Genomic DNA, 24714 nt, shown 5'->3' on the forward strand with positions numbered 1-24714 from the left:
GCCGCAGCTACCCAGTCTGACACCGGGGATGCCGCGATGCACGTCACAGGACGGGAAAATGAGAGCAAGCTTACAATTCCGGAGGAGATGCGCCGCGCGGCCCACCGGCGGCGTCACGCCGGACCCACTTTCGACGTCGGCGGCCCTGGAAGGCCGCGTCCCGGCGGCCAAAAGCGAGGGCAGGCAGTCCAAAAGACTGCCTGCCCTGACGTGCTGCGGCGTGTGCCCTAGTGCGCGGGGACTGCCTCCTTGGCGGCGGCCTTCGGGTCCGTGAGCTTCTTGTTCGGCAGCGCGAAGCTGATCAGGAAGGCGATGCCGGTGAGCACGGCGGCGGTGAGCATGACGGCGTCGATCGACTGGGCGAATCCTTCGGTGATCGGCCGTGTCAGGCTGGCGTTCGCGGTGTGCAGCCAGCTTGTGTCGTTCAGCGAGTCGTTGCTGGCGCCGTTCTTGAAGAACTCGTAAAGCTTGGCGTTCGCGGGGTCGGCGGCAACGGCCGGGTCCTTGAGCACTTTGAGGTAGTCCGCGTTCTGCGCGGCGGCTTTCATGCCGGTGGCGATCTTGTCCGCCGCGAGGCTGAACAGCATCGAAATGAACACCGCGGTCCCCACGGCACCGCCCATGGAGCGGAAGAACGCGGCGGAGGAGGTGCCCACGCCCATGTCCTTGGCCGGAACGGAGACCTGCATGGCGAGGGTGAGCGGCTGCATGCAGAAGCCCAGGCCCAGGCCAAAGAACACAGCAATCGCGCCGGGGACCCAGAGCGGCGTATCCACGCCCAGCGAGAGTCCCATAACGACGGCGGCCGCGGTCAACACGGCGGTGCCCAGGATCGGGAAGATCCGGTAGGTGCCGGACGCCGAAATGGTCCGGCCGGCCGTGATGGACCCGGTGAGGATGCCCACCGTGAAGGTGATCATCATGAGCCCGGCCTCGGTGGGGGTGAGGCCCTTGACCAGCTGGAGGTACATCGGCAGCATCGCGATCGCACCGAACATGCCGACGCCGATGATGAAGTTCAGCAGCGAGGAGAGTCCGAAGGTGATGTTCTGGAACAGCCGGAGGGGGATCAGGGCGTAGTCGCCGGCGCGCTTCTCGGCCAGCAGGAACGCGACGATGCCGATGATGCCGAGTCCGTAGCAGAGGAAGGCCCCGGTGGAGCTCCAGCCCCAGGTCCGGCCCTGTTCGGCGACGAGCAGCAACGGCACAATCGCCAGGGTGATGGCGGCGGCGCCCCAGTAGTCGATCTTCTGCTTCAGGTGCTTGGCCGGCAGGTGCAGGTAAAGGAAGACGACGGCGAGGGCGGCCAGGCCGATCGGGATGTTGATGAAGAAGACCCAGCGCCAGCCGTCAAAGCCCAGGATGTTGGCGGAACCGGCAAAGGCGCCGCCGATCACCGGGCCCAGCACGGAGGAGATGCCGAAGACGGACATGAAGTAGCCCTGGAACTTGGCGCGGTCCTTCAGCGCCACGATGTCGCCGATGATGGTCAGCGCGAGGGCCAGCAGGCCGCCGGCGCCCATGCCCTGGATGCCGCGGGCGATCGCGAGCTCGGTCATCGAGTGGACCGAGCCGGCGTAGAGCGAGCCGGCCAGGAAGATCAGGATCGCGGCGAGGTAGAGCGGCCGCCGTCCGAAGATGTCGCTGAGCTTGCCGTAAAGCGGCGTGCTGACGGTGGAGGTGATCAGGTACGCCGTCGTTGCCCAGGCCTGCAGCGAGAGGCCGTCCAGGTCGTTGGCGATGGTGTAGATCGACGTGGACACGATCGTCTGGTCCAGGGAGGACAGGAACATGCCGAGCATGAGGCCCACCATGACGGTGATGGTCTGACGGTGCGTCAAGACCTCTCCGGGCAGGCGTGAGGACGTGGTTTTGGACATAACCGCTCCAAGGGGAAGTTTTTTTTGGGGTCAAGCAGGAAGGTTGCTTTCAGTAACTATCTTAGGGCCTGCTTTGTTCCCGCCCGCACCGGCTCCTTGGGCGTTGCCGTCCAGTTCCCGCCCATCCGCTCAGCGTTCCAGCAGGATGCCGTCCGGGTCGCACCAGATCAGCTGGCCGGGCCGGACGGCGACGCCGTCGATGTCCAGCTCGACGTCGGCCTCCCCGGCGCCTGCCTTGGCGCTCTTGCGCGGGTTGCTGCCGAGCGCCTTAACCCCGAGCGGCAGGCCGGCGACCGCCACCCGGTCCCGGATGGCACCGTTGATCACGACGCCGGCCCAGCCGTTCTCCACGGCGCTCGCCGCGATCAAATCCCCCATCAGCGCGGTGCGCAGCGAGCCGCCGCCGTCGACCACCAGGACGGCGCCGTTGCCCGGCGTGCCCAGCATGGCCTTGACCAGGGCGTTGTCCTCGAAGCAGCGGATGGTCCGGACCGGTCCGCTGAAGTGGGTGTGGCCGCCGAGCGACTGGAACTGCAAGGAGATGGAGTCCAGCTCCTCGCCACGCTCGTCGTAGAGGTCGGCGGTGTTGACGGGATTTGAGGGCTGGTCTGGCACTGGTTCTCCTTGGCTGCGTGAATAAGCGGTGGGCGTTGCTGCCCACGATAGTCTGGGCCCACACTGATCATCAGCTTCAGTCACCAGTTCCGGGGGGAACCACATGAGCCTGTCCAATGCCGCGGCACCGGCCCTTGCCGAGCCGGAACGCCGTGTCCGCCCGGTCTGGACGGCGGGTGTGGTCTTGGTCAACGTGGGCATTAATGCGGCCTTCTTCGGCCCGCTGCAGGTGCTGCTCGGCCAGCAGGCGGCGGCCTTCAACGAGGGCGAAAAGGAGGCAATCCTGGCCCTCGTGACCGGGGCGGGGGCGGCCGTCTCGCTCGTGGCCAACCCGTTGTTCGGCGCCTTGAGCGACCGGACGGTTGCGCGCCGCGGCCGCCGCGTGCCGTGGGTCCTCTTCGGTGCCATTCTTGGCGCGGCCGCCCTCACGGCGCTCGCCGGCGCCCCGAATGTCGCCGTCATGACCATTCTCTGGTGCCTCGTGCAGGCCGGCTGCAACGGAGCCTACGCCGCCATCACCGCCGCCATCCCGGACCGGGTGCCGGTACCGCAGCGCGGCACCGTGGGCGGGCTCGCCGCAATGGGCCAGACCGTGGGCATCCTGATCGGCGCCGTGATCGCCGCCGTCGTCTCCGGCAACTTCGCGCTCGGCTACGCGTTCTGCGCCGTGGCGCTGCTGGCCGGCGTCGGACTGTATTTCTTCCAGAACGACGACGTCGCGCTGCCGCGGCACGGCCGCCCGCCGTTCAAGCTGGGCGAATTTGCCCGGAGTTTCTGGATCTCCCCGGCCCGATACCCGGATTTCGCCTGGGCCTGGCTCACCCGCCTGCTCGTGAACATCGGCAACCACATGGTGACGCTGTACCTGCTGTTCTTCCTCACCGACGCCGTGCGCCTGCCCCAGACGCAGGGCATCGAGGCGGAGTTCGGCGTCCTGATCCTCACCGGCCTGTACGCGGTCATGGTGATCATCACGAGTGTGATCGGCGGCCGGCTCAGTGACCGGATGGGCCGGCGCAAGCCGCTCGTTATCCTCTCCTCGGCCGTCATCGCCGCGGCCGCGCTGATCCTCGCCTTCGCCCCGACCTGGCCGGGGGCCCTGATCGGCGCCTCGGTGCTGGGCATCGGCTTCGGCTCCTACCTCGCCGTGGACTTCGCCCTGATTACCGAGGTGCTGCCGACGGCGCTGAACCGAGGCAAGGACCTGGGGGTCATCAACATCGCCAATTCGCTGCCGCAGGTGATCGCGCCGCTCATCGCCTACCCCTTCGTGGCGCTCTGGGGAGGGTACGTTTCGCTGTACGTCGCGGCCGCGGTGATCGGCCTGCTCGGCGCTGTCTTCGTGGTCAAGATCAAGGGCGTGGACTAGGCGTTCCGGGGGTCCGTGTGACTGGCAAACGGCCCCACACCGTGCCGTATAGTGGACGGGATCGCCGCGGCAGTGCTGTGGACTAACCCTCCCGGCTGCCGAGAAAAACGACCCCCGGAACGCTGCTGATGCCTGAATTTCCTTCAGATCTTCCACCAATGGCCCCGCCGCCCACCCTGCCCCGGCAGCGCCTGCGCTATGCGCGGATCCTCGACGTCGCAGCCGGCTTTGCCCGCAAGGGACTCGACTCCGTGGTTCTCTCCGAGGTGGCAGCCAGGGCGGACGTACCGCTGGGCACCCTGTACCGCTATTTCCCCTCCTCGGCGCAGCTGATGCTGGCCCTGTACCGCAAGCAGCTCGGCGAGCTGCACCTTGGCGAATGGCCGGCGGGGACCAGGGTGCCGGTGCACGCCCTGGTGGGCGCGGTGATGGAAATCTTCCACATGCGCCTCATGCAGCCTGCAGTGGAGCAATGCCTGACCCGCGCGGTCTACGCGAAGGACACGGACACCACCCGCCTGCTGCGGGACATTGACGCGACGGCGGAGAAAGCAGTGACCGCGGTCAGCGGCGACCCCGCCGTCTCGCGGGTCCTGCTGCTCACCGTCACCGGCCTGGTGCAGTCCGTCCGCTGCCGCCGGCTCTCGCTCTTCGAGGCCGAAGAGGACCTGAAGAAGGCCTGCTCCCTGCTGTCCCGGGGGCGCCAGGCCGCCCAGCCGGTCTAGACCAGTTACCGGAATGTGTCCGGCCGAATCTCCGGCCGGCGACCGCGTTGCTTACCATGGCAGAACCGGAGCGGCGCGAGCGCCAGCACTTCCGGAGCTTCACCCGCAGGCCCGCCACCCCGGGGCCGCCGCCGGAGTTCCGCCAGACCATCTCGGGCACCCTGTGCCCCAGCAGCCAAGTGCCGTATGCCCACGGTGAGCCCCAGGAGACAACGACGTGTCCATTGAAACGACCATTCCCGCCGATCCCACTGCCCCCGAAGGGGCCGCAGAAGCGCCGGTAGCGGCGCTCAGCGACGAGGAGATCTTCGCCTCCCACCAAGGCGGCAAGCTCTCGATTTCCAGCACCGTCCCGCTCGCCAGCAAGCGCGATCTGTCCATCGCCTACACGCCCGGCGTCGCCCAGGTTAGCCGCGCCATCGCAGCCAACCCGGAACTGGCCAAGACCCTCACCTGGGCCCAGCGCCTCGTGGTCGTGGTCAGCGACGGCACCGCAGTGCTCGGACTTGGCAACATCGGCGCCAGCGCCTCGCTGCCCGTCATGGAAGGCAAGTCCGCCCTCTTCAAGGCGTTCGGCGACCTCGACTCCATCCCGCTTGTCCTCAACACGACCGACGTCGACGAGATCGTCGAGACTCTGGTCCGGCTGCGTCCCAGCTTCGGCGCGGTTAATCTTGAGGACGTTTCGGCGCCGCGCTGCTTCGAACTCGAGGAAAAGCTGATCGAAGCCGTCGACTGCCCTGTCATGCACGATGACCAGCACGGCACCGCCGTCGTCGTCCTCGCCGCGCTGACCGGTGCCGCGAAGGTGACGGCCCGCGAGCTCAAGGGACTCCGCGTGGTGGTTTCCGGTGCCGGCGCGGCCGGGATTGCCGTCGCCGAAATCCTGCTGACCGCCGGCATCGACGACGTCGTGCTGCTGGACTCCCGCGGCGTGATCAACCGGGACCGCGCGGACATCGCCGCGGACCCGGCCAGCAAGAAGGCCCAGCTGGCCGTCCGCAGCAACCCCCGCGGCGTCTCCGGCGGCCCCGGCGAGGCGCTGCTCGGCGCGGACGTGTTCATCGGCGTCTCCTCCTCCCGGCTGGACGAGGAACACTTGAAGCTGATGAACCACAGTTCGATCGTTTTTGCCCTTTCCAACCCGGATCCCGAAGTGCTGCCGGAGGTCGCGTCCAAGTATGCGGCCGTCGTCGCCACGGGCCGCAGCGACTTCCCCAACCAGATCAACAATGTGCTGGCGTTCCCAGGCATCTTCCGCGGCGCCCTCGACGCCGGTGCCCGCCGCATCACTCCGGCGATGAAACTCGCCGCGGCCCGCGCCATCGCGGACCTGGCCGAGGACGAGCTTTCCGCCGACTACATCGTGCCGAGCCCGCTCGACCCGCGTGTGGCCCCGGCCGTGTCGGCGGCCGTAGCCGCGGCGGTGGAGGCGGAATAACCAGCCGCCGCCGTGGCCAACCCTAAACTGGGGGCATGAACCCCGAGATCATCGTGACCGTCCTCTGCGGGCTCGCCATTCTGGTGGGCGTGGCGGGCATCGTCATCCCTGTGCTCCCCGGCAGCATCCTGATCGGCCTCAGCCTGCTGGCCTGGGCCCTGTGGGGCGGTGCCGGAACCACCGGCTGGGTGGTCTTTGGCGTTGGCCTGGCCTTGGTGCTGGCGGGAATGGCGGCTAGCGCCGTGCTGACCGGCCGCAAACTCAAGGAACACCGCATTCCCAGCCGCAGCGTGGTGACAGGCCTGGTCTTTGGGGTGGCGGGCATGTTCCTCATCCCGGTGGTAGGACTCTTCGTGGGGTTCGCCGCCGGCCTGCTACTCAGCGAATCCCACCGCACCCGGGATTTCCGGACCGCCATGACCACCAGCTGGGCGGCCTTGAAGGCCACCGGTGTGGGCATGCTGGTGGAGTTCGGTCTGGCTTGCCTTGCCGCGAGCACCTGGGTGATCGGCGTCTGGGTGGCTGCCGCCAGTTAGCCCTTCCACCGGCTGCCAAGGGTGCACTACTAGCATGGAAGAATGAGCGCCGGACAGTCCCCAGGACCCATCTATCGCGACACCCGTGACCTCACCCCGTTCGGCGTCCCGCAGGTCCGCACGCCGGTGCGGGACATCGCAGACGGCGTCGGCGGCATCCTGCATACCGCCCTGGGCGGCCGGAACGGGGCGCTGCTCAGCGTGGACGGCGCCACCCCCCGGCTCAAGCGGATGCCCGGAAAAGCGGCGAAGGCGGTGTACGAGGCGACCTTCCACAACACCGACCCCAACCGGCTGATCGCCTTGGGCCGCGCCTACCCGGGCTGGGCCGGGCTTTGCTACGTGCTGGCTGGTCTCCTGGCGCACAAGCAGGGCGGCTACCTGCGGGCCTCGGAGCTCCTCCAGCGCGGACTCACCACCGGGAACGACGACGACGCCAACCGGTTCGCGTCCGGCTATCTGACCCGTGTGGTCACCCGGGTCGAAGTAGCCGAGCGCATCGAGGTTCCGGTTCTGTTCAGCGAGGAAGCGGTGTTCCTCGCACTTTCGCACTCCCTGCGGGAGACAGGCCACCTGGAGGCAGCGGTGCAAACCGTGGCCTCGCTTCCGCCGTCGCTGCCCGCGGCCCTGGCCCGGTGCTCGGTGGCGTTCTCGATGGGCCGGGACAAGGAAGTGATGGTCTGGACGGAGGGGCTGCTGAATGCCGACGACCTCTCGGCCGCGCTGCTGCTGATCCGCGCCCGGTCACTGCGCCGCCTTGGTGCCGCGGCGGCCTCCCAAGCGGCGGTGAAGGAAGTTCTCCGGCGGCGGAAGACCCACCTGGCACTCCGAAATGATGCCCTGACCGACCGCGCCTTGATGCTCCTGGACAACGGCCGCAAATCACTGAATCCCCGCGACTGGCTGCGCGGCCGGCCCGCCCAGCTGGAAACTTTCGAGGTCATCCGCAAGGACGTGGAGGAACGCAGGCTTTGGGAACAGGAATGGAAGCAGTTGAACGGGGAATGATGCCATCCTGGCGGTTTCCGGAGGGCTACTGCCAGATGGTCTGCGCAGCCAGCGGCACCAGCTGTTCGCCCAGCAGCACCAGGCCCAGCGCCACCATGATGATTCCGCTGGCCAGCGTCACCCGGCGGGCAGCGCCGGGCCGGGTGTGCAGGAGCTTCCGGGCCAAGAGCGCCACGCAGCTGTAGACCACGGCCACCAACAGGACAAAGGTGAGCCCCAGCAGGCCGGACTGCAGCGGCACGGACAAGGCGGCGTCGGTGCTGACGAACTGCGGGACCAGGGCAACGAAGAAGAGCAGCCCCTTAGGGTTGATGCCGCTGGTGCCCATGCCCTGCAGGAAGACCCGGAACTGGTTGGCCTGGGCCGGCGCGGTGGCGGCTTGGCCGCCGAAGCTGGCGCCCCGCCAGGAGCGTACCGTGCTGACGCCCAGCCAGAGCAGGTAGCCCGCGCCCGCCACCGTAAGCCAGCCCAGGAGCCCGGGCATGCCCGTGATCACGGCGGCCAGCCCGGCGGCCAGGAGTGCGGTGTGTACGACGTAGCCGCCGCAGAGGCCGGCCACTGCGGGCACGAAACTGCGGTCCTTGAGCCCGGCGGCGATGGAGTAGGCCCAGTCGACGCCCGGGGTGCAGGCGAGGGCCACGGCGACGCCGATGAAGGCGAGGAACAGCTGGGGGTTCACGGCGGACTCCTGACGGTGGGCTCTAGGAGTAAGCCTAGGAATTTTCGGGCCAAAAGTGCTTACTGATTTCGCCCGTAAAGCCGTGCCGACGGTAAGGTTATTGCGTGATTGACCATATTGACAGAAGTATTTTGCGCAACCTCCGTGAAGACGGCCGGATGACTGCCACGGCGCTCGCGGCGAAGGTCGGGCTCACCGTGGCGCCGTGCCACCGGAGGCTTCGCGAGCTGGAGACGTCCGGCGTCATCCGCGGTTACCGCGCCGACATCGATCCGGCCGCCGTCGGGCTGGGCTTCGAAGCGATTGTGTTTGTCACGCTGCGTCAGGTGGACCGCGCCACCATGGAGATCTTCGAGAACCGCGTGGCGGAGAACCCCAACATCGTCGAGGCCCAGCGGCTCTTCGGCGAGCCGGACTATCTGCTCAAGGTCATTGCAGAGGACCTCCCGGCGTACCAGCGCTTTTACGACGCCGAGCTGACCTCGCTGCCCGGCGTCGAGCGTCTAACCTCGACGCTGGTCATGAAGAACCTGAAAGCGAATACCGGGCCGCCCGTGTGATCCGGGCGGTTAGCCTTCCAGCAGCCCTGTGGTCCGGTAGGGGATGACCTCGCGCAGGAACATGCTGGTGGACGTCCGCACAATCCCCGGACACAGCCGGATTTCCTCGGAAACCCGGTAGAGATCGTCGGGGCTCGTGGCGACCACCCGGATCAGCAGGTCGGTGTCGCCTGCGGGCGCATGGCATTCGAGCACCTCCGGGATGTTCCGCAGCGCGGCGATCGCCTCATCCAGGTGGCTCTGGTCCAGTTCGGCGCTCACCGCCGCTGCCACTCCGCGACCAAGTGCGGAGGGCAGCACCCGGCTGCTGTTCGGGCGGAGCGCGCCCGACGCCGTCATCCGCTCGAGCCGGGACTGGACAGTTCCGCGGGCCAGGCCCAGTTTCTGGGCCAGCACCATGATGGGGACCCGCGGGTCAGCATCCAGGGCCAGGAGGATCCGGCGATCCGTCGAGTCGAGCTGCTGCAATCTGACCACTTCCTGCCAATAGTCGAAGCTCTCAATGGTCAATCTGACCAACGAGCGCGGTGCCCGTTGCACCAACTGTATGGCTACTGCTCAAATAGTGGCAACAAGGGATGCGGGCCACCGCCGGCACCCGAAGGCTACAGATCCCCCGGCACACCTCCCGGACCCTGGATGAGGCATCCCGCAAGGAGCCCGCCGCTGATTGACTCTTGTTCACGCATCGTCTTTCCGCACACCCTTAACGGCAAGAGCCCCTGAGCCCCCGACGTCGGATGTCCGAAGTCATCGGTGGCTGAGGGGCTCTTGTGTTGCGCCGCATAGGCTTGTCCCATGACATCAGCCGGACGCTTCGCCCCCAGCCCCTCCGGCGAGCTGCACGTGGGCAACCTCCGTACGGCCATCCTCGCGTGGCTCTTTGCCCGGTCTACCGGCCGACGCTTCCTGATGCGGGTCGAGGACCTGGACCGCGCCCGCGCGGGTGCCGAGGCCGGGCAACTCCGTGATCTGGCGGCGATCGGCGTGAACTGGGACGGCGGCGTCGTCCGTCAGACTGACCGGGAGCACCTCTACGCCGCCGCGATCGACCGGCTGACCGCGGCCGGGCTGACCTACGAATGCTTCTGTACCCGCCGCGAAATCCAGGAGGCGCCGTCCGCCCCGCACGCCCCGCAGGGCGCGTACCCGGGCACCTGCCGGAACCTGGGCGAGGCCGAGCGTGCGAGCAAACGGGCGGTCCGGCCTGCGGCGGTCCGGCTCCGCGCGGCCGTTGCCGAGGCGACTGTTCGGGACGTGCTGCACGGCAGCTTCACCGGGGTGGTGGATGACTTCGTGCTCCGCCGCAACGACGGGGTCACCGCCTACAACCTGGCCGTGGTGGTGGATGATGCCGCGCAGGGGGTCGACCAGGTGGTCCGCGGCGATGATCTGTTGCCATCCACTCCGCGGCAGGCCTACCTGGCCTCCCTCTTGAATATTCCCGTTCCGGAATATGCCCACGTGCCGCTGGTGTTGAACGCCGACGGCGCCCGGCTGGCCAAGCGTGACGGTGCGGTGACGCTCGCGGATCTTGCTGCCGTGGGGGTCGCCGTCGATGAGGTGCGGGACGCGCTGCTGGAATCCCTGGGTTTGCCTGCGGGATCCCTGCAGCAGGCGCTGGCCGTGTTCGATCCCGCGGGCCTGCCGCGGGAGCCGTGGGTGTGGCCGGGGATGGGCGGCCCCGACGCGTAGGCTGGAAGCATGTCAGAACCAGAGTTCATGGAAGCGGCCGCGCCGAAGACCGGGTTTACCGTCGAGACGGCCAGGGTCCTCGCCGAGGTGGCCCACAACCGGCAGAAGGACAAGCTCAAGCGGCCCTACCGCGAGCATGTGATCGCCGTCGGCGATGCGCTGGCCGACTTCGATGACGACATCCGGATCGCCGGATACCTGCACGACATCGCCGAGGACACCCCGATGACGCGGCAGGCGCTGCTGGAGATGGGGGTCCCCGAACGGGCCGTGGACATCATCGAACGGGTCACGAAGCGGCTGCACGAGAACCCGGACGACTACCAGGCCGGCATCCGCTACATCGCCGAGGACCACGATGCCACCCTGGTCAAGATCGCCGACAATGCGCACAACTCCCTGCCCGAACGGGTCAAGGCGCTGGCGGAGAAGTGGCCGGACAAGCCGCCGGTCACCCGCTACGACGAGGCCCGGCCGGTGCTGTACGCCGCGGTTCCGGTGGAGGAAACCCGCAAGATCCTGGCCCGGATCAACCCGTGGTTGCTCGAGGAGCTCGATGACATGCTCGACGAGGCCGACGACACCGACTACGAGAACCTCTCCTACGACGGCAACCCGGAGGGCTAGACCCGGCCCAGCAGGTCGATGTCCTCGAGGAACTCCTGCTGCACTTCCGCGCTGACGGTGGTCCGGGTGTCCGCGATCGCGTCGAGGTAGTCCTGCGTCGCCGGGCCCTTCCGGACCGCCTCGCGGACGGACGCGCCGCCGTCGTCGTACACGGCTTTCTCAAGCGCACGCTGGGAGGCGCTCCGGGCGGCGTATTCGATGTCGGCGGGAGAGAAGCCCTCAGTGCGATCCACCAGCAGCTCCACGTCCACATCGTCCACCACGGTGGCGGGGATGAAGCGCTGCCACATGGCCTCGCGGGCCAGGCGGTCCGGCAAGCCGATCGGGATGACGTAGTCGAAGCGGCCGTGGCGCAGGAACGCGGAATCCAGGGCGCGGATGAAGTTGGTGGCGCAGACCAGCAGCCGGCCGGGCTGTTCGCGGAAGGCCGGAATGATCTTCAGCAGCTCGTTGGTGACGCCCTGCAGCGGCGACGGCGGCTCGCCGGAGCGCTGCGAGGCGATCTCCTCCACCTCGTCGATGAACACGACGGCATGCTCCAGCTCGGCAATCTCCAGGAAGGTCTCGCGCAGGGCCCCGGCCAAGCCCAATGGGTCGGCGGCGAGCCGGGAGGGGAAAACCTCCACAAAGGGCCACTCCAGCCGGGACGCAATCGCCTTGGCGAAGGTCGTCTTGCCGGTGCCCGGAGGGCCGAACAGCACGACCGCGCGCGGCGGGACCACGCCATACTCGTCGGCCAGGTCGGCTTCGGCCAGCGGCAGGACGAGGCGGCGCTCCAGGAGTTCCTTCTCGTTGCGCATGCCGGCGACGTTTTCCCAGAGGTCGCGGGCCAGGATCCGCCCGCCCAGCTGGCTCAGCGGCTCGAGTTCCTGGCGCTGCACCGGGATCTTGCGTTCAAAATAGCGCAGGTTCTTCTTCAGCACGAAGCCGCGGCTCAGGAAGGCCTCGACGCGGGTTTCGGACTCCGGCATGAGGGCGGAGAGCTTGTTCAGCCCGTGCGGGGCCATCCGGTTTTCCACGGAGGCCAGCAGCGAGGTGCCGATTCCGCGGCCGCGGAACTCGGGCAGGGTGGCCAGGAAGACGATCCAGCCCTGGTCGTGCGCGGCGCGGCCGACGGCGGCACCCACCACCTGCTCGCCCTGCACCGCGACGACGGCGTGGTCCTTCTCGCACGAGGCCAAGACCTCGGAGAGCGCGTAGACCGGCTCGACATTCGTGGCCTTGAGGGATTCCCAGAGGTGCAGGATCCCGTCCAGGTCGGCCGAATGGAAATCCCTGATCCGCCAGTTGGTCATGAGGTGTCTCCCGGGTGGTTCGTCGCTGAGCCAAGTGGAACTGTTGTTCCGAGCTTAGGCGACAGGCACCCGGCGGGAGCGCTACGGTACTCTCCGTTACGCCGCCCGTCCCCCAACTAGCTCGCAGTTGTTGTCGTTTTGAGCCCTGAAAACGACAACAAGTGCGAGCTAGTTGGGCGGCGGCGGCCCGGTTCTATTCGTTCCCGGAGTTCCCGGAGTTCCCGGAAGGCCGGTTGGCCACCAGCGGGTACGGCCCGGTGAAGCCGTCGCGGACCGCGGCGATCTCCAGGATGCGGTGCCGGCAGAGGCGCCACCCGAGCATCAGGAGCGGGACGATGACCACAAGGGACGCGATGGTCCAGGTCCCCACCGGCGAGTCGAACGCCATCAGGACCAGCACGGCGAGCAGGAACGCGAGCGTAATCCAGCCTGTGACGGGTGCGCCGGGCATCCGGAACGCGGGCCTGAGCAGTTCCCCGCGGGCTGCGAGCCGGGCAAGCTGCATCTGGCACAGGACGATCATGGCCCAGGTGCTGATGATACCCAGCGACGCCACGTTCAGGACGATCTCGAAGGCCTCGGCCGGGACCACGGCGTTCAGGATGACGCCCAGCACGGCCACGCCGGCAGTGAGGGCGATTCCGCCGTAGGGCACGCCTGCCTTGTTCATCCGGGCGGCGAACTTCGGCGCGGACCCTGAAACGGACATGGACCGCATAATCCGGCCGGTGGAGTACAGGCCGGCGTTGAGCGAGGAGAGGGCCGCGGTCAGGACCACCAGGTTCATGATGGCGTCCACGCCGTCCACACCAATGGAACCGAAGAACGTCACGAACGGGCTTTCACCGGCCTTGTAGGAGCTGTAGGGGAGCAGCAGCGAGAGCAGCACGAGTGAGCCGACGTAGAACACGGCGATGCGTACGATCACGGTGTTGATGGCGCGCGGCATGATCTTTTCCGGGTTTTCCGTCTCGCCCGCCGCCGTGCCGATCAGCTCGATCGATGCGTAGGCGAACACAACGCCCTGCATCACCACGATTGCCGGCAGCAGGCCGTTGGGGAACAGGCCGCCGTTGTCCGCGATCAGGGTGAAGCCGACCTCCTGGCCGGCGACGGGGGTGCCGAAGATGACGAAGTAGATGCCGACTATCAAAAAGGACACGAGCGCCACGACCTTGATGAGCGCGAACCAGAATTCGAGCTCGCCGAACACCTTCACGCTGATGAGGTTCAGGCCCAGCACCAGGATCAGGGCGGCAAGGGCCCAGGTCCATTGCGGTACATCTGCGATCGGCGCCCAGTACTTCTTGAAGAAGTTCATGTACAGCGCGACGGCGGTGATGTCCACGATCGCGGTCATGGCCCAGTTCAGCCAGTACAGCCAGCCGGTGACGAACGCGGCCTTCTCGCCGAAGAATTCGCGGGCGTAGGAGACGAAGGAGCCTGATGACGGCCGGTGCATCACGAGTTCGCCGAGTGCGCGCAGGATCATGAACGCGAAGAACCCGCAGAGGGCGTAGCTGATGATCAGGGCCGGTCCGGCGGTGGCGAGTCGGCCGCCGGCGCCCATGAACAGGCCGGTGCCGATGGCGCCGCCGATCGCGATCATCTGGACCTGCCGGGGTTTCAGGCCTTTGTGGTAGCCCTGGTCTTCGGCATGGAGTGCGGCCTCGGAGGCGTGGGCATGCGCCGGAATGGTGTGGTCGGAGATGCCCTGCTGCGGGGTTGGCTGTTCTTGGGCCGGCGGTTTTTGGGCGCGGGCAGTTTCTGGATAGGTCATGGGGGTCCTTCGGGGTTCGAGGGGGCGCTACTTGCTCAGGTTGGCCAGTCGCTGCGGGCTGAGCAGTTCGGTGAGCTGCTCGGCGGTGAGCAGCCCGTGTTCGAGTACGAGTTCCGCGACTCCCTTGCCGGTGGCGAGGGCTTCCTGCGCGATCGCCGTGGCGGTCGCGTAGCCCAGCTGCGGGTTGAGGGCGGTGACGAGGCCGATTGACTGTTCCACCGTCAGGCGGAGCCGTTCGGTATTGGCGGTGATACCCCGGACGCAGCGGGCCGTGAGGGTGCGGCAGGCGGCTTCCAGGTGCGAGATGCTCTTGTGGAGGCTGTGGACGATGATCGGTTCGAAGGCGTTGAGCTGGAGCTGGCCGGCTTCTGCGGCCATGGTGATGGTGACATCGTTGCCGATGACCTCGTAGGCCACCTGGCTGACCACCTCCGGGATGACCGGGTTGATCTTGCCGGGCATGATGGAGGAGCCGGACTGCACGGCCGGAAGGTTGATTTCGCCGAAGCCGGCGCGCGGGCCGGAGGAGAGCAGCCGGAGGTCGTTGCAGATCTTGGACAGTTTCACGGCCACCCGCTTCAGCACCCCGGAGAGGTGCACGAAGGCGCCGACGTCCTGGGTGGCCTCGATCAGGTCCGCCGCCGTGACCAATGGCAGGCCGGTGATCTCGGCAAGGTGCCGACAGGCGGCCTCTGCATAGCCCGCCGGGGCGTTCAGACCGGTGCCGATCGCCGTGGCGCCGAGGTTGATCTCGTGGATCAGCAGGTCGGCTTCGGCCAGCCGGAGCCGGTCCTCGCCGATCGTGACGGCGTAGGTGCCGAACTCCTGCCCCAGCGTCATGGGGACGGCGTCCTGCAACTGGGTGCGGCCCATCTTCACCACCGTGCGGAATTCGACGGCCTTGGCGGCGAAGGCATCTTCCAGCTCGGTGAGGGCTGCCAGCAGTTCCCGGGCGGCGAAGATCGTGCCGAGTTTGACCGCGGTGGGGTAGACGTCGTTCGTGGACTGGCTGAGGTTGACGTGGTCGTTGGGGTGCAGCCGTGCGTAGTCGCCCTTCGGGTGTCCAAGGATTTCCAGGGCCCGGTTGGCGATTACCTCGTTGGCATTCATGTTCGACGACGTTCCGGCACCGCCCTGGATGACGTCCACCACGAACTGCTCGCTGAGTTTGCCGCTCATGACATCGGTGCAGGCGTCCTCGATGGCACGGGCGCGCTCGGCGTCGAGCAGCCCGAGCTCGTGGTTGGTGCGGGCGGCAGCCAGCTTCACGGCGGCCAGCCCTCGGACCAGGTACATGTTGGAGGACAGCGGCTGGCCGGTGATGGGGAAGTTCTCTACGGCCCGAAGGGTGTGGACACCCCAGTAGGCGTCAGCGGGAACATCCCGGTCGCCCAGGAGGTCATGTTCGGAGCGGAAGTCGGCGGGTTCGTCGAGCGGGGTCATGGCGGTCCTTATAGGGCGTGGGGGTCGTTGAAAGTTACGTGGGCGGCGAGGAAATCGGTGGCCTGCAGCAGTCCGACGGGCCGGCCGCCGCCCAGCACAGCTGACGTGGTGAGCCCCGTCAGAGGCGAGGTGTCGACGTCGAGCGCCTCCAGCAGGCGCACGGTGACAGGCATCCGGGCGCGGTCCCCGCCGTCGGAGATTTTGACGGCGACGGCGCGGCCGTCCGGAAGGCCCACGAGCTGGACGCCCTCAAAGCCGTCCTTCGCGAGGAGGCCGGGGACCAGGCGCATCAGTGCGGTGACATCTCGGTCCTCGCCCGCCACCATCCCGGGGTGGCGGCGCATGGCGTGGGCCACGGCAGCCTCCGCGCTGTCGGATCCCTTTGCCGAGGCCAGCTGGCCGAAGGCGCGGGCCATGCCGCGCAGGGTCAGGGCGAACAGCGGGGTGCCGCAGCCGTCGGTGGAGGCGCGCTCAGGCTGCTCGCCGGTCAACTCCGCCACGGTCCGGGCCACGAGTTGCTGCAACGGGTGCGCCGGGTCCAGGTATCCCCGGACGGGCCAGCCGTTGACGAGGCAGGTGGCAACCATCGCGGCGTGCTTTCCGGAGCAGTTCTGCGCCAGCCGGGTGGCCTGGCCGCCGCCGCCGAGCCATTCCTCGCGTTCGCGGACGCCGTAGGGGAGGTCGGTGCTGTTCTCAAGGTCAGCGGGGTTGAGGCCGTACAGGTCCAGGATGCGCAGCGCGCCGTCGCGGTGGACGGTGGCTCCGGAGTGGCTGGCGGCGGCCAGGGCGAGGAGTTCCTCCGGGAGGTCGAGGCCGGCGCGAACCATGGCGACCGCCTGCAGGGGCTTAAGGGCGGAGCGCGGGTAGAACGGGGCGAGCGGCTCGCCGGCGGCCAGGAGGGTGCGGCCGTCCGCCGCGGTGGCGATGGCCGAGCCGTAGTGGACGCTCTCGGCCATGCCGTCGCGGGTCTGGACCGCAAGGGGGACGTGCTGCGGGAGCCTCGCGGGGGCCGCTGGAGTTGGAATGTGCGCGACGGCAGGGGAAATCATTGCGTCCTTAGCAGTGGAGGTGTTCGTTGCTGTTCAAGGTGCTGTTGCTGGGTCTGCCCGCTGGGCCGGATCACACGCCGGCGTGGGGATGCAGGATCGAGGCGAGGGCAAGACCAACGGCGTGCAGGTGCTGGCTCATGGCGATTCGCGCTGTTGCTGCGTCGCCGCCCTCGATGGCGGCCAGGATGCGCCGGTGCTCTTCATCCGAGGCGTGCTGGCGGTCCGCCACCATATTCAGGGTCTCCGACTGATGTGCCAGGGCCTCGCGGATGTCCGCGACGACGTTCTCGAAGACCTTGTTCCGGCTGGCCTTCGCGATCAGGGCATGGAAATTCGAATCCAGGCCAACCCACACTTCGGGGTCGTCCTCGGCGGTCATGGCCGCGACGATGTCCCGCATGGTGTCCAGTTCCTCCGGCGAACGGCGTTCCGCGGCGAGCCCGGCGGCCGGAACTTCGATGTGGGGGCGGGCCTCGGTGAGGTCCAGGGCGGAATACTGGCCCAGGACCAGGTCTTTGGCCACATGGTCGGCGACGACGAAGGTGCCCCGCCCGGTCCTCGTGACGGTAAGCCCCAAGGCGTTGCAGGAACGCAGGGCCTCGCGGACCACGGAGCGGCTCACGCCGTACTGCTGGGCGAGCGTGGCTTCGGAACTCAGTTTGGCGCCGATGCCGAGCTTGCCGGATTCGATCTCGGAGCGCAGGACGTTAAAGACGGCCTCGGCCGCGCTGAGGCGGGCGAGTGGTTGTCCGGCTGTCCGGCTGTCTGACAGGTTCACCCCTCAAATATGGCAGAGGTCACACTGGGGTGTCAACCGGCTCCCACGCCCGGGAGCCGGCCGAGCGGACACTTGGGCACACTCCGAGGGCCCGGTCAGGGCTACAAGTGTCCGCTCGGACCCGGCAGCTGAGCCTAGAGGCCGGCCAGCAGTCCCTTCATTTCCTTGATTTCGTCCGTCTGGGAGGCGGCGATGTCCCTGGCCAGTTTGATCGCGTCCGGGTTCTTGCCGCTTCGGACCTCCGCGTTGGCCATCTCGACGGCGCCCTCGTGGTGGGCGATCATTTGGGTGAGGAACAGCTTCGCGGCCTCGGTGCCCGTGGCGGCGTCGAGCTGGCGGATTCCGTCATCGCTCACCATGCCGGACATGACGTGGCCTCCCGGCATTTGGGTGGATTCGTTCCAGCTCCGGAGCCAGCCGGTCATCCGTTCGATCTCCGGCCCCTGGGCAGCCTTGATGCGGCCGGCCAGGGCGGTCACCTTGGGGTCGATGCCCTGCTCCTTGAGCATCATCTCGCTCATTTCGACAGCCTGGGCGTGGTGCGGGATCATCCCCTGGGCGAACATGGTGTCCGTGCCGTTGTGGTCCGCGGCTGCGGGCGCGGAACTCGATCCCGCGCTGCCGTGGTCCATGCCGGGCATGCTGCTGCCGGAGCCGGTGCTGGCGGAGCAGCCGGCCAGGGCGATGATCGCGGCGAGGGCGGTGGCGGAGATTGTCAGTGCTTTGTTCATCAAAATTCTGTCCTTTGGGAATCCGGCGTGCGCCGGCGGCGGACGATGCGAGCCTAAGGGGTGCGCACCGTGTGGGGGCGTGGGTGCCGGCGAAGCGCGGCACGGATCCCCTTTACGTCCGGCTAATGGACAGCTCGTTCGGCGTTGGCGTGGAGGGGAGGTAGGAGTTGGCGGCGAGCTGGTCCACTTCCGCCGCGCTCCGTGGCCGGAACGTGAGCAGTGTTGTCCCGGGCAGGGGCGCGCTCAGGGACGCGCCCGAGGGGGCCGGGGTGCACGACGTGTGTGCCGCGTGCTGTTCGCCGCAGCCTCCACCGCAGACGCACGACGGCGGCGTCGGAGTTTCGTGATGGATCGCCTGGCCGGTGTGCGCGGGTGCAGTATGGCCGGCAGCTGCGTGGAAGGATGCAGAATGGCCGGACGCTGGGGCGGTCTGGACGTGCTCAGCCGAGGCGTGCGCTCCCTGGGTGCCAGCGAGGACGTGCATGCCGAGAAGCCCGGCAAGCACGGCGAGGATGCCGGCCAGCAGGGCGAAGCGGAGGAGGCAGGCGGCCGGATCATGCTTCGATGCTTCGGTCACGTCGCACCTCCTTTCAGGCTGATGTCCCGCAGTTCAGGCTACCGGTGATCAACGATGGCTCCGCTGATTGTGTTCCAGCCACCCGCGGCCAGCCCGGTTAACAGTTGGACCGACGCGGCGGGTGTGAAAGTATCTGCGTATGAATGCAGATATGCGGGTTGATGTCGAAAGCCCCCACGTGGAGCTGGCCGTCGAAGTATTTTCCATGCTGGCCGACGCCACGCGGGTCCGGCTGATCCTCGCTCTGGGGAACGGTGAGCTGCCGGTTAACGCCTTGGCGGAGCAGGTCGGGAAACCGGCCTCTGCCGTCTCGCAGCACCTGGCCAAGATGCGGCTGGGCGGTATGGTCGCCACCAGGCAGGAAGGCACCAAGGTCTTTTACCGGTTGCAGAATGATCACGCCCGCCAGCTGGTGATGGATGCGATCCACCAGGCCGAGCACGCGCTAGGCACTGCCCCGGGACACGGCGCATGAGCGGGCCGGGGAACGCAGTGGGCCACAACCGCCACGGGGAACACGACGGCCACGATCATCCGCATGATCACGACCACCCGCACGAGCACGACCACGATCACGACCACCCGCACGATCACGAGCACGAACACGAGCACGATCACGACCACGACCACGCGCACGATCACGACCACGCGCACGGCCACACCCACGCCCCCGGGCTGAAGGGTTGGCTGCACGAGCTCTTCGTCCCGCATTCCCATGACGCCGCGGACTCCATCGACGAGGCACTCGAGTCCAGCGCCCAGGGCATCCGCGCGGTTAAAGTCTCACTGCTGGGCCTGGGCGCCACCTCGCTGTTCCAGCTGGCGATTGTGCTGATCAGCGGATCGGTGGCGCTGCTGGCGGACACCGTGCACAATTTCTCCGATGCGCTTACCGCGGTGCCGTTGTGGATTGCGTTCCTGCTCGGCCGGCGCAAACCGACGCGTACCTACCCGTACGGCTTCGGCCGCGCCGAGGACCTGGCCGGACTCTTCATCGTCGCCATGATCGCCCTCTCCGCGGTCGTGGCCGCCGTCGAATCCATTCGCCGCTTCTTCGAACCGCAGCCCGTGCAGAACCTCGGCTGGGTCCTCGCTGCAGGCCTCGTCGGCTTCGCGGGCAATGAGCTGGTGGCGATCTACCGGATCCGGGTCGGCCGGCGGATCGGGTCCGCGGCGCTGATCGCCGACGGCGTGCACGCCCGGACTGACGGCTTCACGTCGCTCGCCGTGGTGGCCGGTGTCATCGGCGTCTGGCTCGGCTTCCCGTTGGCGGATCCGATCGTGGGGCTGCTGATCTCGGTGGCGATCATGGTGCTGCTCTGGGGCACCGTGCGCGACGTCGGGCGGCGACTCATGGACGGCGTCGACCCCCAACTGAGCGATGCGCTCGCTGGCGTCGTCCGGGAGCGCTCGCCACTGGGCGGGACCTCCCGGCTGCGCTGGTCCGGGCACCGGCTGCACGCCGAGATCACGGTCCCCCTCAGTCCGGACGCCCGGCTGGCCGATCTTTCCTCGGTGGCCGCGGACCTGGAAGAGGGCGCCAAGGCGGCGCTGCCGCACCTCGGCTCGGTGACGGTGGTGCCGTCCATAACGCAGTCCGCTTAGCCGGGGTCAGATCCCCAGGGAAGCGAGGCTCTGCCGCAGGGTCTCGGCCGAGTGGTGGAGGGAAGCGAGTTCGCCCTCGTCCATGGGTGTCTCCAGGACCGCGCGCACGCCGCCGTTGCCCACGATGCTGGGCAGTGAGAGGGCGATTCCGTCGATCCCGTACTGCCCGCCCAACACCGTGGAGACCGGGAGCACCGCGTTTTCCGAGCGCAGCAGCGCCTCCACGATCCGGGCACCGGAGAGGCCGATCGCGTAATTCGTGGCGCCCTTGCCGGCGATGACTTTGTAGGCGGCCTGCGTGACTTCGCGGGCGGTTTCGGTGAGGTACCCGGGGGTGAAGATGCGCTCGCCGTCGACCCTCCAGTCCCGGATCGGCACCGGGCCGATGGTCGCACCGGACCAAGCCGGGAATTCGGTGTCGCCGTGTTCGCCGACCATGCTGGCGTGCACGCTGGTCACGGACACGCCCGCACGGTGCGCCAGCAACCAGCGCAGCCGCGAGGTGTCCAATACGGTGCCGGAGGAGAAAACCCGGGAGGTAGGCAGCCCGGTGATCTTTTGCGCGGCCACGGTCAGCACATCACAGGGGTTGGTGACAAGCACGTAGACCGCGTCCGGGGCGTGTTCGAGCAGTTGCGGCATGAGCTGCTCGAGGATGCGGACGTTGGTGCCGGCCAGGTCCAGGCGGGTCTGGCCGGGCGCCTGTTTGGCCCCCGCGGTGATGACGACGACGTCGGCGCCTTCGGTGACGCTGATGTCCCCGCCGCCGTTGACGGTTGCCGCCGCCGCCGTGAACTGGGTGCCGTGCGCCAGGTCCAGGACCTCGGCCTCGGCCTTGGCCGCGTTGACGTCAAAGAGCGCGACGTGGCTGGCCGAGCCGCGGATCAGGGCGGCGTAGGCAAGCGACGTGCCGACGCTGCCGGCGCCGACGACGGCCAGTTTGGACCCGGAGCGTGCGGACATGAGCCTCTCCATCCTGCGCGGTCAGCTGCCGGGCGGCACGACGGTGCCCGCGGTTTCGCCGCCATCAATGACGAATTCGGCACCCGTGACGAAGGAGGATTCCTCGCTGGCCAGATAGACGGCGAGCTGCGCGATCTCGGCGGGTTGGCCGATCCGGTGCAGCGGCACATGGCCGGTGTCGAAGGTCATGCCCTCGGTCATGGGGGTCTGGATGACGCCGGGGTGGACGGAGTTGACCCGGATCCCGTCCCGCCCGAGGTCGAGTGCGGCTGCCTTGGTCAGGCCGCGCACGCCGAATTTCGACGCGGTGTAGCCGGCGAGGTTCTCGTAGCCGCGCAGTCCGGCGATGGAGGAGACGTTGATGATGGAGGAGGAGCCCGCCCTGGCCAGCGCTGGGGCGGCGGCCTTGATGCCGTTGAAGACCCCGGTGAGGTTCACCTCGATGATCCGGGCCCATTGTTCGTGCGGGTAGTCGTCGATCCGCCCGAAGTTCACGATGCCGGCATTGTTGACCAGGATGCTCAGGCCGCCGAAAGCGGACACGGCCTCGTTAACTGCTGCGTCCCAGTCCGCCGGGCTGGTCACGTCCAGGTGAACGTAGCGGACGCCGTCGCCGAGTTGAGCCAGTAACTGGGCGCCGTCGTCGTCCAGCACATCGCCGACGACGGCCGTCGCCCCTTCGTCAAGGAAGCGCTGCGCGATCGCGGCGCCAATGCCGCGGGCGCCGCCGCTGATCAGTGCGACTTTGCCGTCCAAACGTCCCATACCGTTGTCCCTTCGAGCTGCACCAGTCAGCGCTGTATCCGTCTGCGCTGCATCCGTCTGCGACGGGCCGGCCGTGATGCGGTCAGCTATCCCAGCTTGGCTGGGGGAGACGTGGTTGGGCAGGGCCGTTGGGCCCAAGGGCGACGTCGGCAGGCGGCGGCGAGCCGGCGTCGTGTGGCGCCTAGAGGTGCTGGATCCCCGCCCGCTGCATGGCGTCCTTGTAGACCGCGACGTTCTTGGCCAGGAGTTCTTCCTGCTTGGCCGGCGATACGGCAAAGGCGCGGCCACCCAGCGCGGTGGCTTTGTAGATTTTCACGCCGCGGTTCTTCAGTGAGGAGTGGTAGGTCTTTTCGAACAGTGTCAGGAAGGCGTGGGCGTCGGCACCGTGGGCGATGATCGCGGAGGTCCGCTTGTTGATCTTCATGAACTGGCGGAAGGGCCGCAAGCCGTCGGTCTTTTCCTGGACGTTCAGGGCTGACGGGAGCTCCGGGTCGCGGACCCAGGGATAGGCGTTCCACGGCATCACATAGCGCGGGTCGAGTTCGACGGCTTCGTAGATGGAGGTGGCGCGGCGGGCTGCCTCGTCCTCGTTGAAATGCGAGACGAACCCCGATTCGCAGCCCTTGCCGGGCGCAATATGGAGGGTCACGATGCGGCACTCGTCCTCATCATGGACGGGGTCGATGTACGGGACCACAGATCCCGGCTTCTTCTCCATCAGTTCGTCGCAAAGTTGGGTCACGGCCGCGATGTTCGGTTCCTGCAGCAGAGTCTTCTTTTCGTCCCAGTCAATCGTCACGATTTCTCCCTCAGCACTCGGCGTCCAGAATCAGGCGTCTTGTTCCACTCTACGCTTCTGTGCCGGAGGGTGTTTTCGTGCGGCCCGGAAGAGGCGACGGACCCCTAGCCTCGGCTTCTGGGCAGGCGTACGCTTAAAGCGCCTGCAGGTAACCACTTGATTAAGCCGGGTCGTTCTGGACATGAAAATGTCCGAGCCGTCTCATAGCGAGATCGCGAAGGTACCTGCAGGTCCTGTGTTTAACGGATTTTTGGCGTTTAGCGGATACATGGCGGCCTGCCGCCCTCCCCGAAGTCCCTCAGCAGGCCGCGGACGGCCAACCTCGTCCCTAAGTCTCAGGCCGCAGTCCTGAGCCGCCCGAGCTTCAGCACCTTGACGAGGTGTCGAAGTTCCCGACGCTGGCCGAATGTCGCCGTCGACCGATATGCCCCTCCCGGCAGCGGCGGGGCGGTGGAGTGGTAGCTGTGGCCGGTGGGTGTGGTGAGTTGGAGGGTGTGCCGGGGTCCGGGGCGGGGTTGTGCGTTCCAGCCGGGGGTTTCTTTGGCGTGGTTGCAGGCCTCGCAGACTCCGGCGCCGTTGGCTGCTGTGGTTGCGCCGCCGGTGTGCCAGGGGATGATGTGGTCCAGGTGGCGGATGGGTGCGTCGCAGTACGGCGTCCGGCAGGTGTGGTCCCGGGCCTGGAGGAACCGGCGCAGCCCGGGCGGGAAGAGCCTCGCGCGGGAGTCCATGGCCACGAGTTCGCCGGTGGCCGGCGCGGTGTAGAGCCGGCGGAGCCAGGTCGCGAAGGCGCGTTCGTCGCCAGAGCCGCCCGAGCCGCCCGAGCCGCCGGCCGCGTCCCTGAGCAGGTTCCGGGCCCACCCGGCGGGGACGATGCCGTAGCCGGGGAGGCGGGCGGGTTCGCTGTCGGCCTGGAAGAGGGTGCGGTCGGTCATGATGAGCTGGATGTCGATGCCGCTGATCCCGCCGGCTTTGCCGGTGGTGCGTTCGACCAGGGCGTCGGCCATCAGCTGGCCCCGGGAACGGGGATCCCCGGCGGCGCGGGCAGCGTCTGCGTGCCGGGTGAGGGCGGCGTGCACGGCCACGCCTTGGCCGACGGGCAGCAACGCGGTGAGGTAGCACATGGTGTCGGGGGCCGGGCGGAGGCTGACGTGGCGTTCGGTTTCGGCGTGGCCGGCGCGCTGGGTGATGGAGCGCGGGTCCCGCCGGTACGCGGCGGCACGGGCCGCGGCGACGATGGCGCGGTCGCCCGCGCCGTCGAAGGTCCCGGCGTCGGGGGCGAGTTCCTCGTCGACGGCGGCCCGGTCGGCTGCGGACAGGCAGGCGGTTTCGCGGGCCAGGAGCGTGGCGCGCCATTCGTTGAGCTGGCCGGTTTCCAGGCCGGCGAGGGTGTGCGGCATTTCGGTGACGAGGGCTTTGGCGAGGCCCAGGAGTCTCCCGCCTTTGGCCGGGGATTCGCGGCGGGCGAGGGCGAGCTGCGCGCCGACGCCGGTGCCGAGTTGGTCGGCGGGAACGCCGGCAAGGGATTGTTCGCGGCGCTGGGCCAGGTCGAAGGCGACGGCGTCCCGGGCCTGCCGGGCGGCCAGGACGGACTTCAGGTCCTCCAGCTCGCGTGTTTCGTCGATGAGGGCCGCGGCGCTGGCCGGGGCCGGGATCCCGGCCAGGATCCGCGCGAGGTCCGCGACCGTTACGCTGTCCGTCAGAGCCACGTCGGGCCCTTGCTTGCCGTCCATGGAATCCAGTCAATCAGGCACCTGTGACAATTAAGGCGGCCGAGAAACCGCCGCCTCCGTAGGC

The 24714-nt window shown here is 68.0% G+C and carries 25 protein-coding genes; 10 read left to right on the forward strand and 15 right to left on the reverse strand.

Annotation, left to right across the window (positions count from 1 at the left end):
• Positions 1–227: 227 nt before the first annotated feature.
• On the reverse strand, positions 228–1880 hold the full coding sequence (locus AC1DBD_RS16460; RefSeq protein ID WP_476926442.1) for an MDR family MFS transporter: 1653 nt from the start codon (positions 1878–1880) through the stop codon (positions 228–230).
• Between the two features lie 129 nt (positions 1881–2009).
• Positions 2010–2495 (reverse strand): ribonuclease E activity regulator RraA, encoded by a 486-nt coding sequence (gene rraA, locus AC1DBD_RS16465; protein ID WP_441419248.1) that lies wholly within the window; start codon positions 2493–2495, stop codon positions 2010–2012.
• A gap of 103 nt (positions 2496–2598) precedes the next feature.
• On the opposite strand from rraA, the gene AC1DBD_RS16470 reads away from it, so the two are divergent.
• From AC1DBD_RS16470 to AC1DBD_RS16490, 5 genes are all read left to right on the forward strand, one after another.
• Entirely contained in the window at positions 2599–3864 is a 1266-nt protein-coding gene (locus tag AC1DBD_RS16470; protein ID WP_441419249.1) for an MFS transporter, read from the forward strand.
• Positions 3865–3992: 128 nt separating this feature from the next.
• A complete protein-coding gene (locus AC1DBD_RS16475; RefSeq protein ID WP_441419250.1) occupies positions 3993–4589 on the forward strand; it encodes a TetR/AcrR family transcriptional regulator in 597 nt (198 codons plus the stop codon).
• Positions 4590–4824: 235 nt separating this feature from the next.
• Positions 4825–6030 carry an NAD(P)-dependent malic enzyme gene (locus AC1DBD_RS16480; protein WP_476982555.1) on the forward strand — a complete coding sequence of 402 codons (1206 nt, stop codon included), beginning with the start codon at positions 4825–4827 and terminating at the stop codon, positions 6028–6030.
• A gap of 35 nt (positions 6031–6065) precedes the next feature.
• A complete protein-coding gene (locus tag AC1DBD_RS16485; protein ID WP_476909658.1) occupies positions 6066–6566 on the forward strand; it encodes a DUF456 domain-containing protein in 501 nt (166 codons plus the stop codon).
• A 42-nt stretch (positions 6567–6608) separates the two neighbouring features.
• Positions 6609–7574 (forward strand): hypothetical protein, encoded by a 966-nt coding sequence (locus AC1DBD_RS16490; protein ID WP_476982531.1) that lies wholly within the window; start codon positions 6609–6611, stop codon positions 7572–7574.
• 25 nt (positions 7575–7599) lie between these two features.
• Here the strand turns inward: AC1DBD_RS16490 and AC1DBD_RS16495 are convergent, their stop codons facing one another.
• Positions 7600–8253 carry a LysE family translocator gene (locus AC1DBD_RS16495; RefSeq protein ID WP_441419253.1) on the reverse strand — a complete coding sequence of 218 codons (654 nt, stop codon included), beginning with the start codon at positions 8251–8253 and terminating at the stop codon, positions 7600–7602.
• A gap of 104 nt (positions 8254–8357) precedes the next feature.
• Between AC1DBD_RS16495 and AC1DBD_RS16500 the strand changes: the two genes are divergently transcribed.
• Entirely contained in the window at positions 8358–8813 is a 456-nt protein-coding gene (locus AC1DBD_RS16500; RefSeq protein WP_175323527.1) for an Lrp/AsnC family transcriptional regulator, read from the forward strand.
• Between the two features lie 9 nt (positions 8814–8822).
• On the opposite strand, the gene AC1DBD_RS16505 is transcribed toward AC1DBD_RS16500, so the two are convergent.
• Positions 8823–9281, reverse strand: coding sequence for an Lrp/AsnC family transcriptional regulator (locus tag AC1DBD_RS16505; protein ID WP_476893436.1), 459 nt, complete (start codon positions 9279–9281; stop codon positions 8823–8825).
• Between the two features lie 330 nt (positions 9282–9611).
• On the opposite strand from AC1DBD_RS16505, the gene gluQRS reads away from it, so the two are divergent.
• Both gluQRS and AC1DBD_RS16515 read left to right on the forward strand, forming a co-directional pair.
• A complete protein-coding gene (gluQRS, locus tag AC1DBD_RS16510; protein ID WP_476982532.1) occupies positions 9612–10508 on the forward strand; it encodes a tRNA glutamyl-Q(34) synthetase GluQRS in 897 nt (298 codons plus the stop codon).
• A gap of 9 nt (positions 10509–10517) precedes the next feature.
• Positions 10518–11135: an HD domain-containing protein gene (locus AC1DBD_RS16515; protein WP_441419255.1), complete on the forward strand. Its 618-nt coding sequence runs from the start codon at positions 10518–10520 to the stop codon at positions 11133–11135.
• Here the strand turns inward: AC1DBD_RS16515 and AC1DBD_RS16520 are convergent.
• The 7 genes from AC1DBD_RS16520 to AC1DBD_RS16550 form a co-directional block, all read right to left on the reverse strand.
• Positions 11132–12430 (reverse strand): ATP-binding protein, encoded by a 1299-nt coding sequence (locus AC1DBD_RS16520; protein WP_441419256.1) that lies wholly within the window; start codon positions 12428–12430, stop codon positions 11132–11134. The two genes, AC1DBD_RS16515 and AC1DBD_RS16520, sit on opposite strands and share 4 nt — an antisense overlap.
• Positions 12431–12623: 193 nt before the next feature.
• Positions 12624–14210, reverse strand: coding sequence for an amino acid permease (locus AC1DBD_RS16525; protein ID WP_441419257.1), 1587 nt, complete (start codon positions 14208–14210; stop codon positions 12624–12626).
• Between the two features lie 27 nt (positions 14211–14237).
• A complete protein-coding gene (locus tag AC1DBD_RS16530) occupies positions 14238–15653 on the reverse strand; it encodes an aspartate ammonia-lyase (RefSeq protein ID WP_476893410.1) in 1416 nt (471 codons plus the stop codon).
• A gap of 8 nt (positions 15654–15661) precedes the next feature.
• A complete protein-coding gene (locus tag AC1DBD_RS16535; protein ID WP_476893411.1) occupies positions 15662–16702 on the reverse strand; it encodes an asparaginase in 1041 nt (346 codons plus the stop codon).
• A 70-nt stretch (positions 16703–16772) separates the two neighbouring features.
• On the reverse strand, positions 16773–17480 hold the full coding sequence (locus AC1DBD_RS16540) for a FadR/GntR family transcriptional regulator (RefSeq protein WP_476893412.1): 708 nt from the start codon (positions 17478–17480) through the stop codon (positions 16773–16775).
• A gap of 134 nt (positions 17481–17614) precedes the next feature.
• Positions 17615–18211 carry a DUF305 domain-containing protein gene (locus AC1DBD_RS16545; RefSeq protein ID WP_441419261.1) on the reverse strand — a complete coding sequence of 199 codons (597 nt, stop codon included), beginning with the start codon at positions 18209–18211 and terminating at the stop codon, positions 17615–17617.
• Between the two features lie 112 nt (positions 18212–18323).
• Positions 18324–18788: a hypothetical protein gene (locus AC1DBD_RS16550; RefSeq protein ID WP_476893413.1), complete on the reverse strand. Its 465-nt coding sequence runs from the start codon at positions 18786–18788 to the stop codon at positions 18324–18326.
• Between the two features lie 139 nt (positions 18789–18927).
• Between AC1DBD_RS16550 and AC1DBD_RS16555 the strand changes: the two genes are divergently transcribed.
• Both AC1DBD_RS16555 and AC1DBD_RS16560 read left to right on the forward strand, forming a co-directional pair.
• The gene (locus tag AC1DBD_RS16555) at positions 18928–19263 is read left to right on the forward strand and encodes an ArsR/SmtB family transcription factor (protein WP_476893414.1); all 336 of its coding nucleotides are present in this window, start codon (positions 18928–18930) and stop codon (positions 19261–19263) included.
• Entirely contained in the window at positions 19260–20393 is a 1134-nt protein-coding gene (locus AC1DBD_RS16560; RefSeq protein ID WP_476926445.1) for a cation diffusion facilitator family transporter, read from the forward strand. Before AC1DBD_RS16555 ends, AC1DBD_RS16560 begins: the two co-directional genes overlap by 4 nt.
• 6 nt (positions 20394–20399) lie before the next feature.
• Here the strand turns inward: AC1DBD_RS16560 and AC1DBD_RS16565 are convergent, their stop codons facing one another.
• From AC1DBD_RS16565 to AC1DBD_RS16580, 4 genes are all read right to left on the reverse strand, one after another.
• Positions 20400–21356 (reverse strand): L-lactate dehydrogenase, encoded by a 957-nt coding sequence (locus tag AC1DBD_RS16565; protein ID WP_476982533.1) that lies wholly within the window; start codon positions 21354–21356, stop codon positions 20400–20402.
• Positions 21357–21377: 21 nt separating this feature from the next.
• Positions 21378–22121 (reverse strand): glucose 1-dehydrogenase, encoded by a 744-nt coding sequence (locus AC1DBD_RS16570; protein ID WP_476982534.1) that lies wholly within the window; start codon positions 22119–22121, stop codon positions 21378–21380.
• A gap of 181 nt (positions 22122–22302) precedes the next feature.
• Positions 22303–22920 carry a uracil-DNA glycosylase family protein gene (locus AC1DBD_RS16575; RefSeq protein ID WP_441419267.1) on the reverse strand — a complete coding sequence of 206 codons (618 nt, stop codon included), beginning with the start codon at positions 22918–22920 and terminating at the stop codon, positions 22303–22305.
• 335 nt (positions 22921–23255) lie between these two features.
• Complete coding sequence (locus tag AC1DBD_RS16580) at positions 23256–24650, reverse strand: HNH endonuclease (protein ID WP_476982535.1); 1395 nt, start codon at positions 24648–24650, stop codon at positions 23256–23258.
• Positions 24651–24714: the final 64 nt, after the last annotated feature.

Source organism: Arthrobacter sp. 10T419, from assembly GCF_056394105.1.

Excerpts from the sequence above, each read along its gene's own strand:
- AC1DBD_RS16460 (WP_476926442.1), bottom strand. The coding sequence starts at position 1,880 with ATGTCCAAAACCACGTCCTCACGCCTGCCCGGAGAGGTCTTGACGCAC.
- AC1DBD_RS16470 (WP_441419249.1), top strand. The coding sequence starts at position 2,599 with ATGAGCCTGTCCAATGCCGCGGCACCGGCCCTTGCCGAGCCGGAACGC.
- AC1DBD_RS16475 (WP_441419250.1), top strand. The coding sequence starts at position 3,993 with ATGCCTGAATTTCCTTCAGATCTTCCACCAATGGCCCCGCCGCCCACC.
- AC1DBD_RS16485 (WP_476909658.1), top strand. The coding sequence starts at position 6,066 with ATGAACCCCGAGATCATCGTGACCGTCCTCTGCGGGCTCGCCATTCTG.
- AC1DBD_RS16490 (WP_476982531.1), top strand. The coding sequence starts at position 6,609 with ATGAGCGCCGGACAGTCCCCAGGACCCATCTATCGCGACACCCGTGAC.
- gluQRS (WP_476982532.1), top strand. The coding sequence starts at position 9,612 with ATGACATCAGCCGGACGCTTCGCCCCCAGCCCCTCCGGCGAGCTGCAC.
- AC1DBD_RS16515 (WP_441419255.1), top strand. The coding sequence starts at position 10,518 with ATGTCAGAACCAGAGTTCATGGAAGCGGCCGCGCCGAAGACCGGGTTT.
- AC1DBD_RS16520 (WP_441419256.1), bottom strand. The coding sequence starts at position 12,430 with ATGACCAACTGGCGGATCAGGGATTTCCATTCGGCCGACCTGGACGGG.
- AC1DBD_RS16525 (WP_441419257.1), bottom strand. The coding sequence starts at position 14,210 with ATGACCTATCCAGAAACTGCCCGCGCCCAAAAACCGCCGGCCCAAGAA.
- AC1DBD_RS16530 (WP_476893410.1), bottom strand. The coding sequence starts at position 15,653 with ATGACCCCGCTCGACGAACCCGCCGACTTCCGCTCCGAACATGACCTC.
- AC1DBD_RS16535 (WP_476893411.1), bottom strand. The coding sequence starts at position 16,702 with ATGATTTCCCCTGCCGTCGCGCACATTCCAACTCCAGCGGCCCCCGCG.
- AC1DBD_RS16545 (WP_441419261.1), bottom strand. The coding sequence starts at position 18,211 with ATGAACAAAGCACTGACAATCTCCGCCACCGCCCTCGCCGCGATCATC.
- AC1DBD_RS16555 (WP_476893414.1), top strand. The coding sequence starts at position 18,928 with ATGAATGCAGATATGCGGGTTGATGTCGAAAGCCCCCACGTGGAGCTG.
- AC1DBD_RS16560 (WP_476926445.1), top strand. The coding sequence starts at position 19,260 with ATGAGCGGGCCGGGGAACGCAGTGGGCCACAACCGCCACGGGGAACAC.
- AC1DBD_RS16565 (WP_476982533.1), bottom strand. The coding sequence starts at position 21,356 with ATGTCCGCACGCTCCGGGTCCAAACTGGCCGTCGTCGGCGCCGGCAGC.
- AC1DBD_RS16570 (WP_476982534.1), bottom strand. The coding sequence starts at position 22,121 with ATGGGACGTTTGGACGGCAAAGTCGCACTGATCAGCGGCGGCGCCCGC.
- AC1DBD_RS16580 (WP_476982535.1), bottom strand. The coding sequence starts at position 24,650 with ATGGACGGCAAGCAAGGGCCCGACGTGGCTCTGACGGACAGCGTAACG.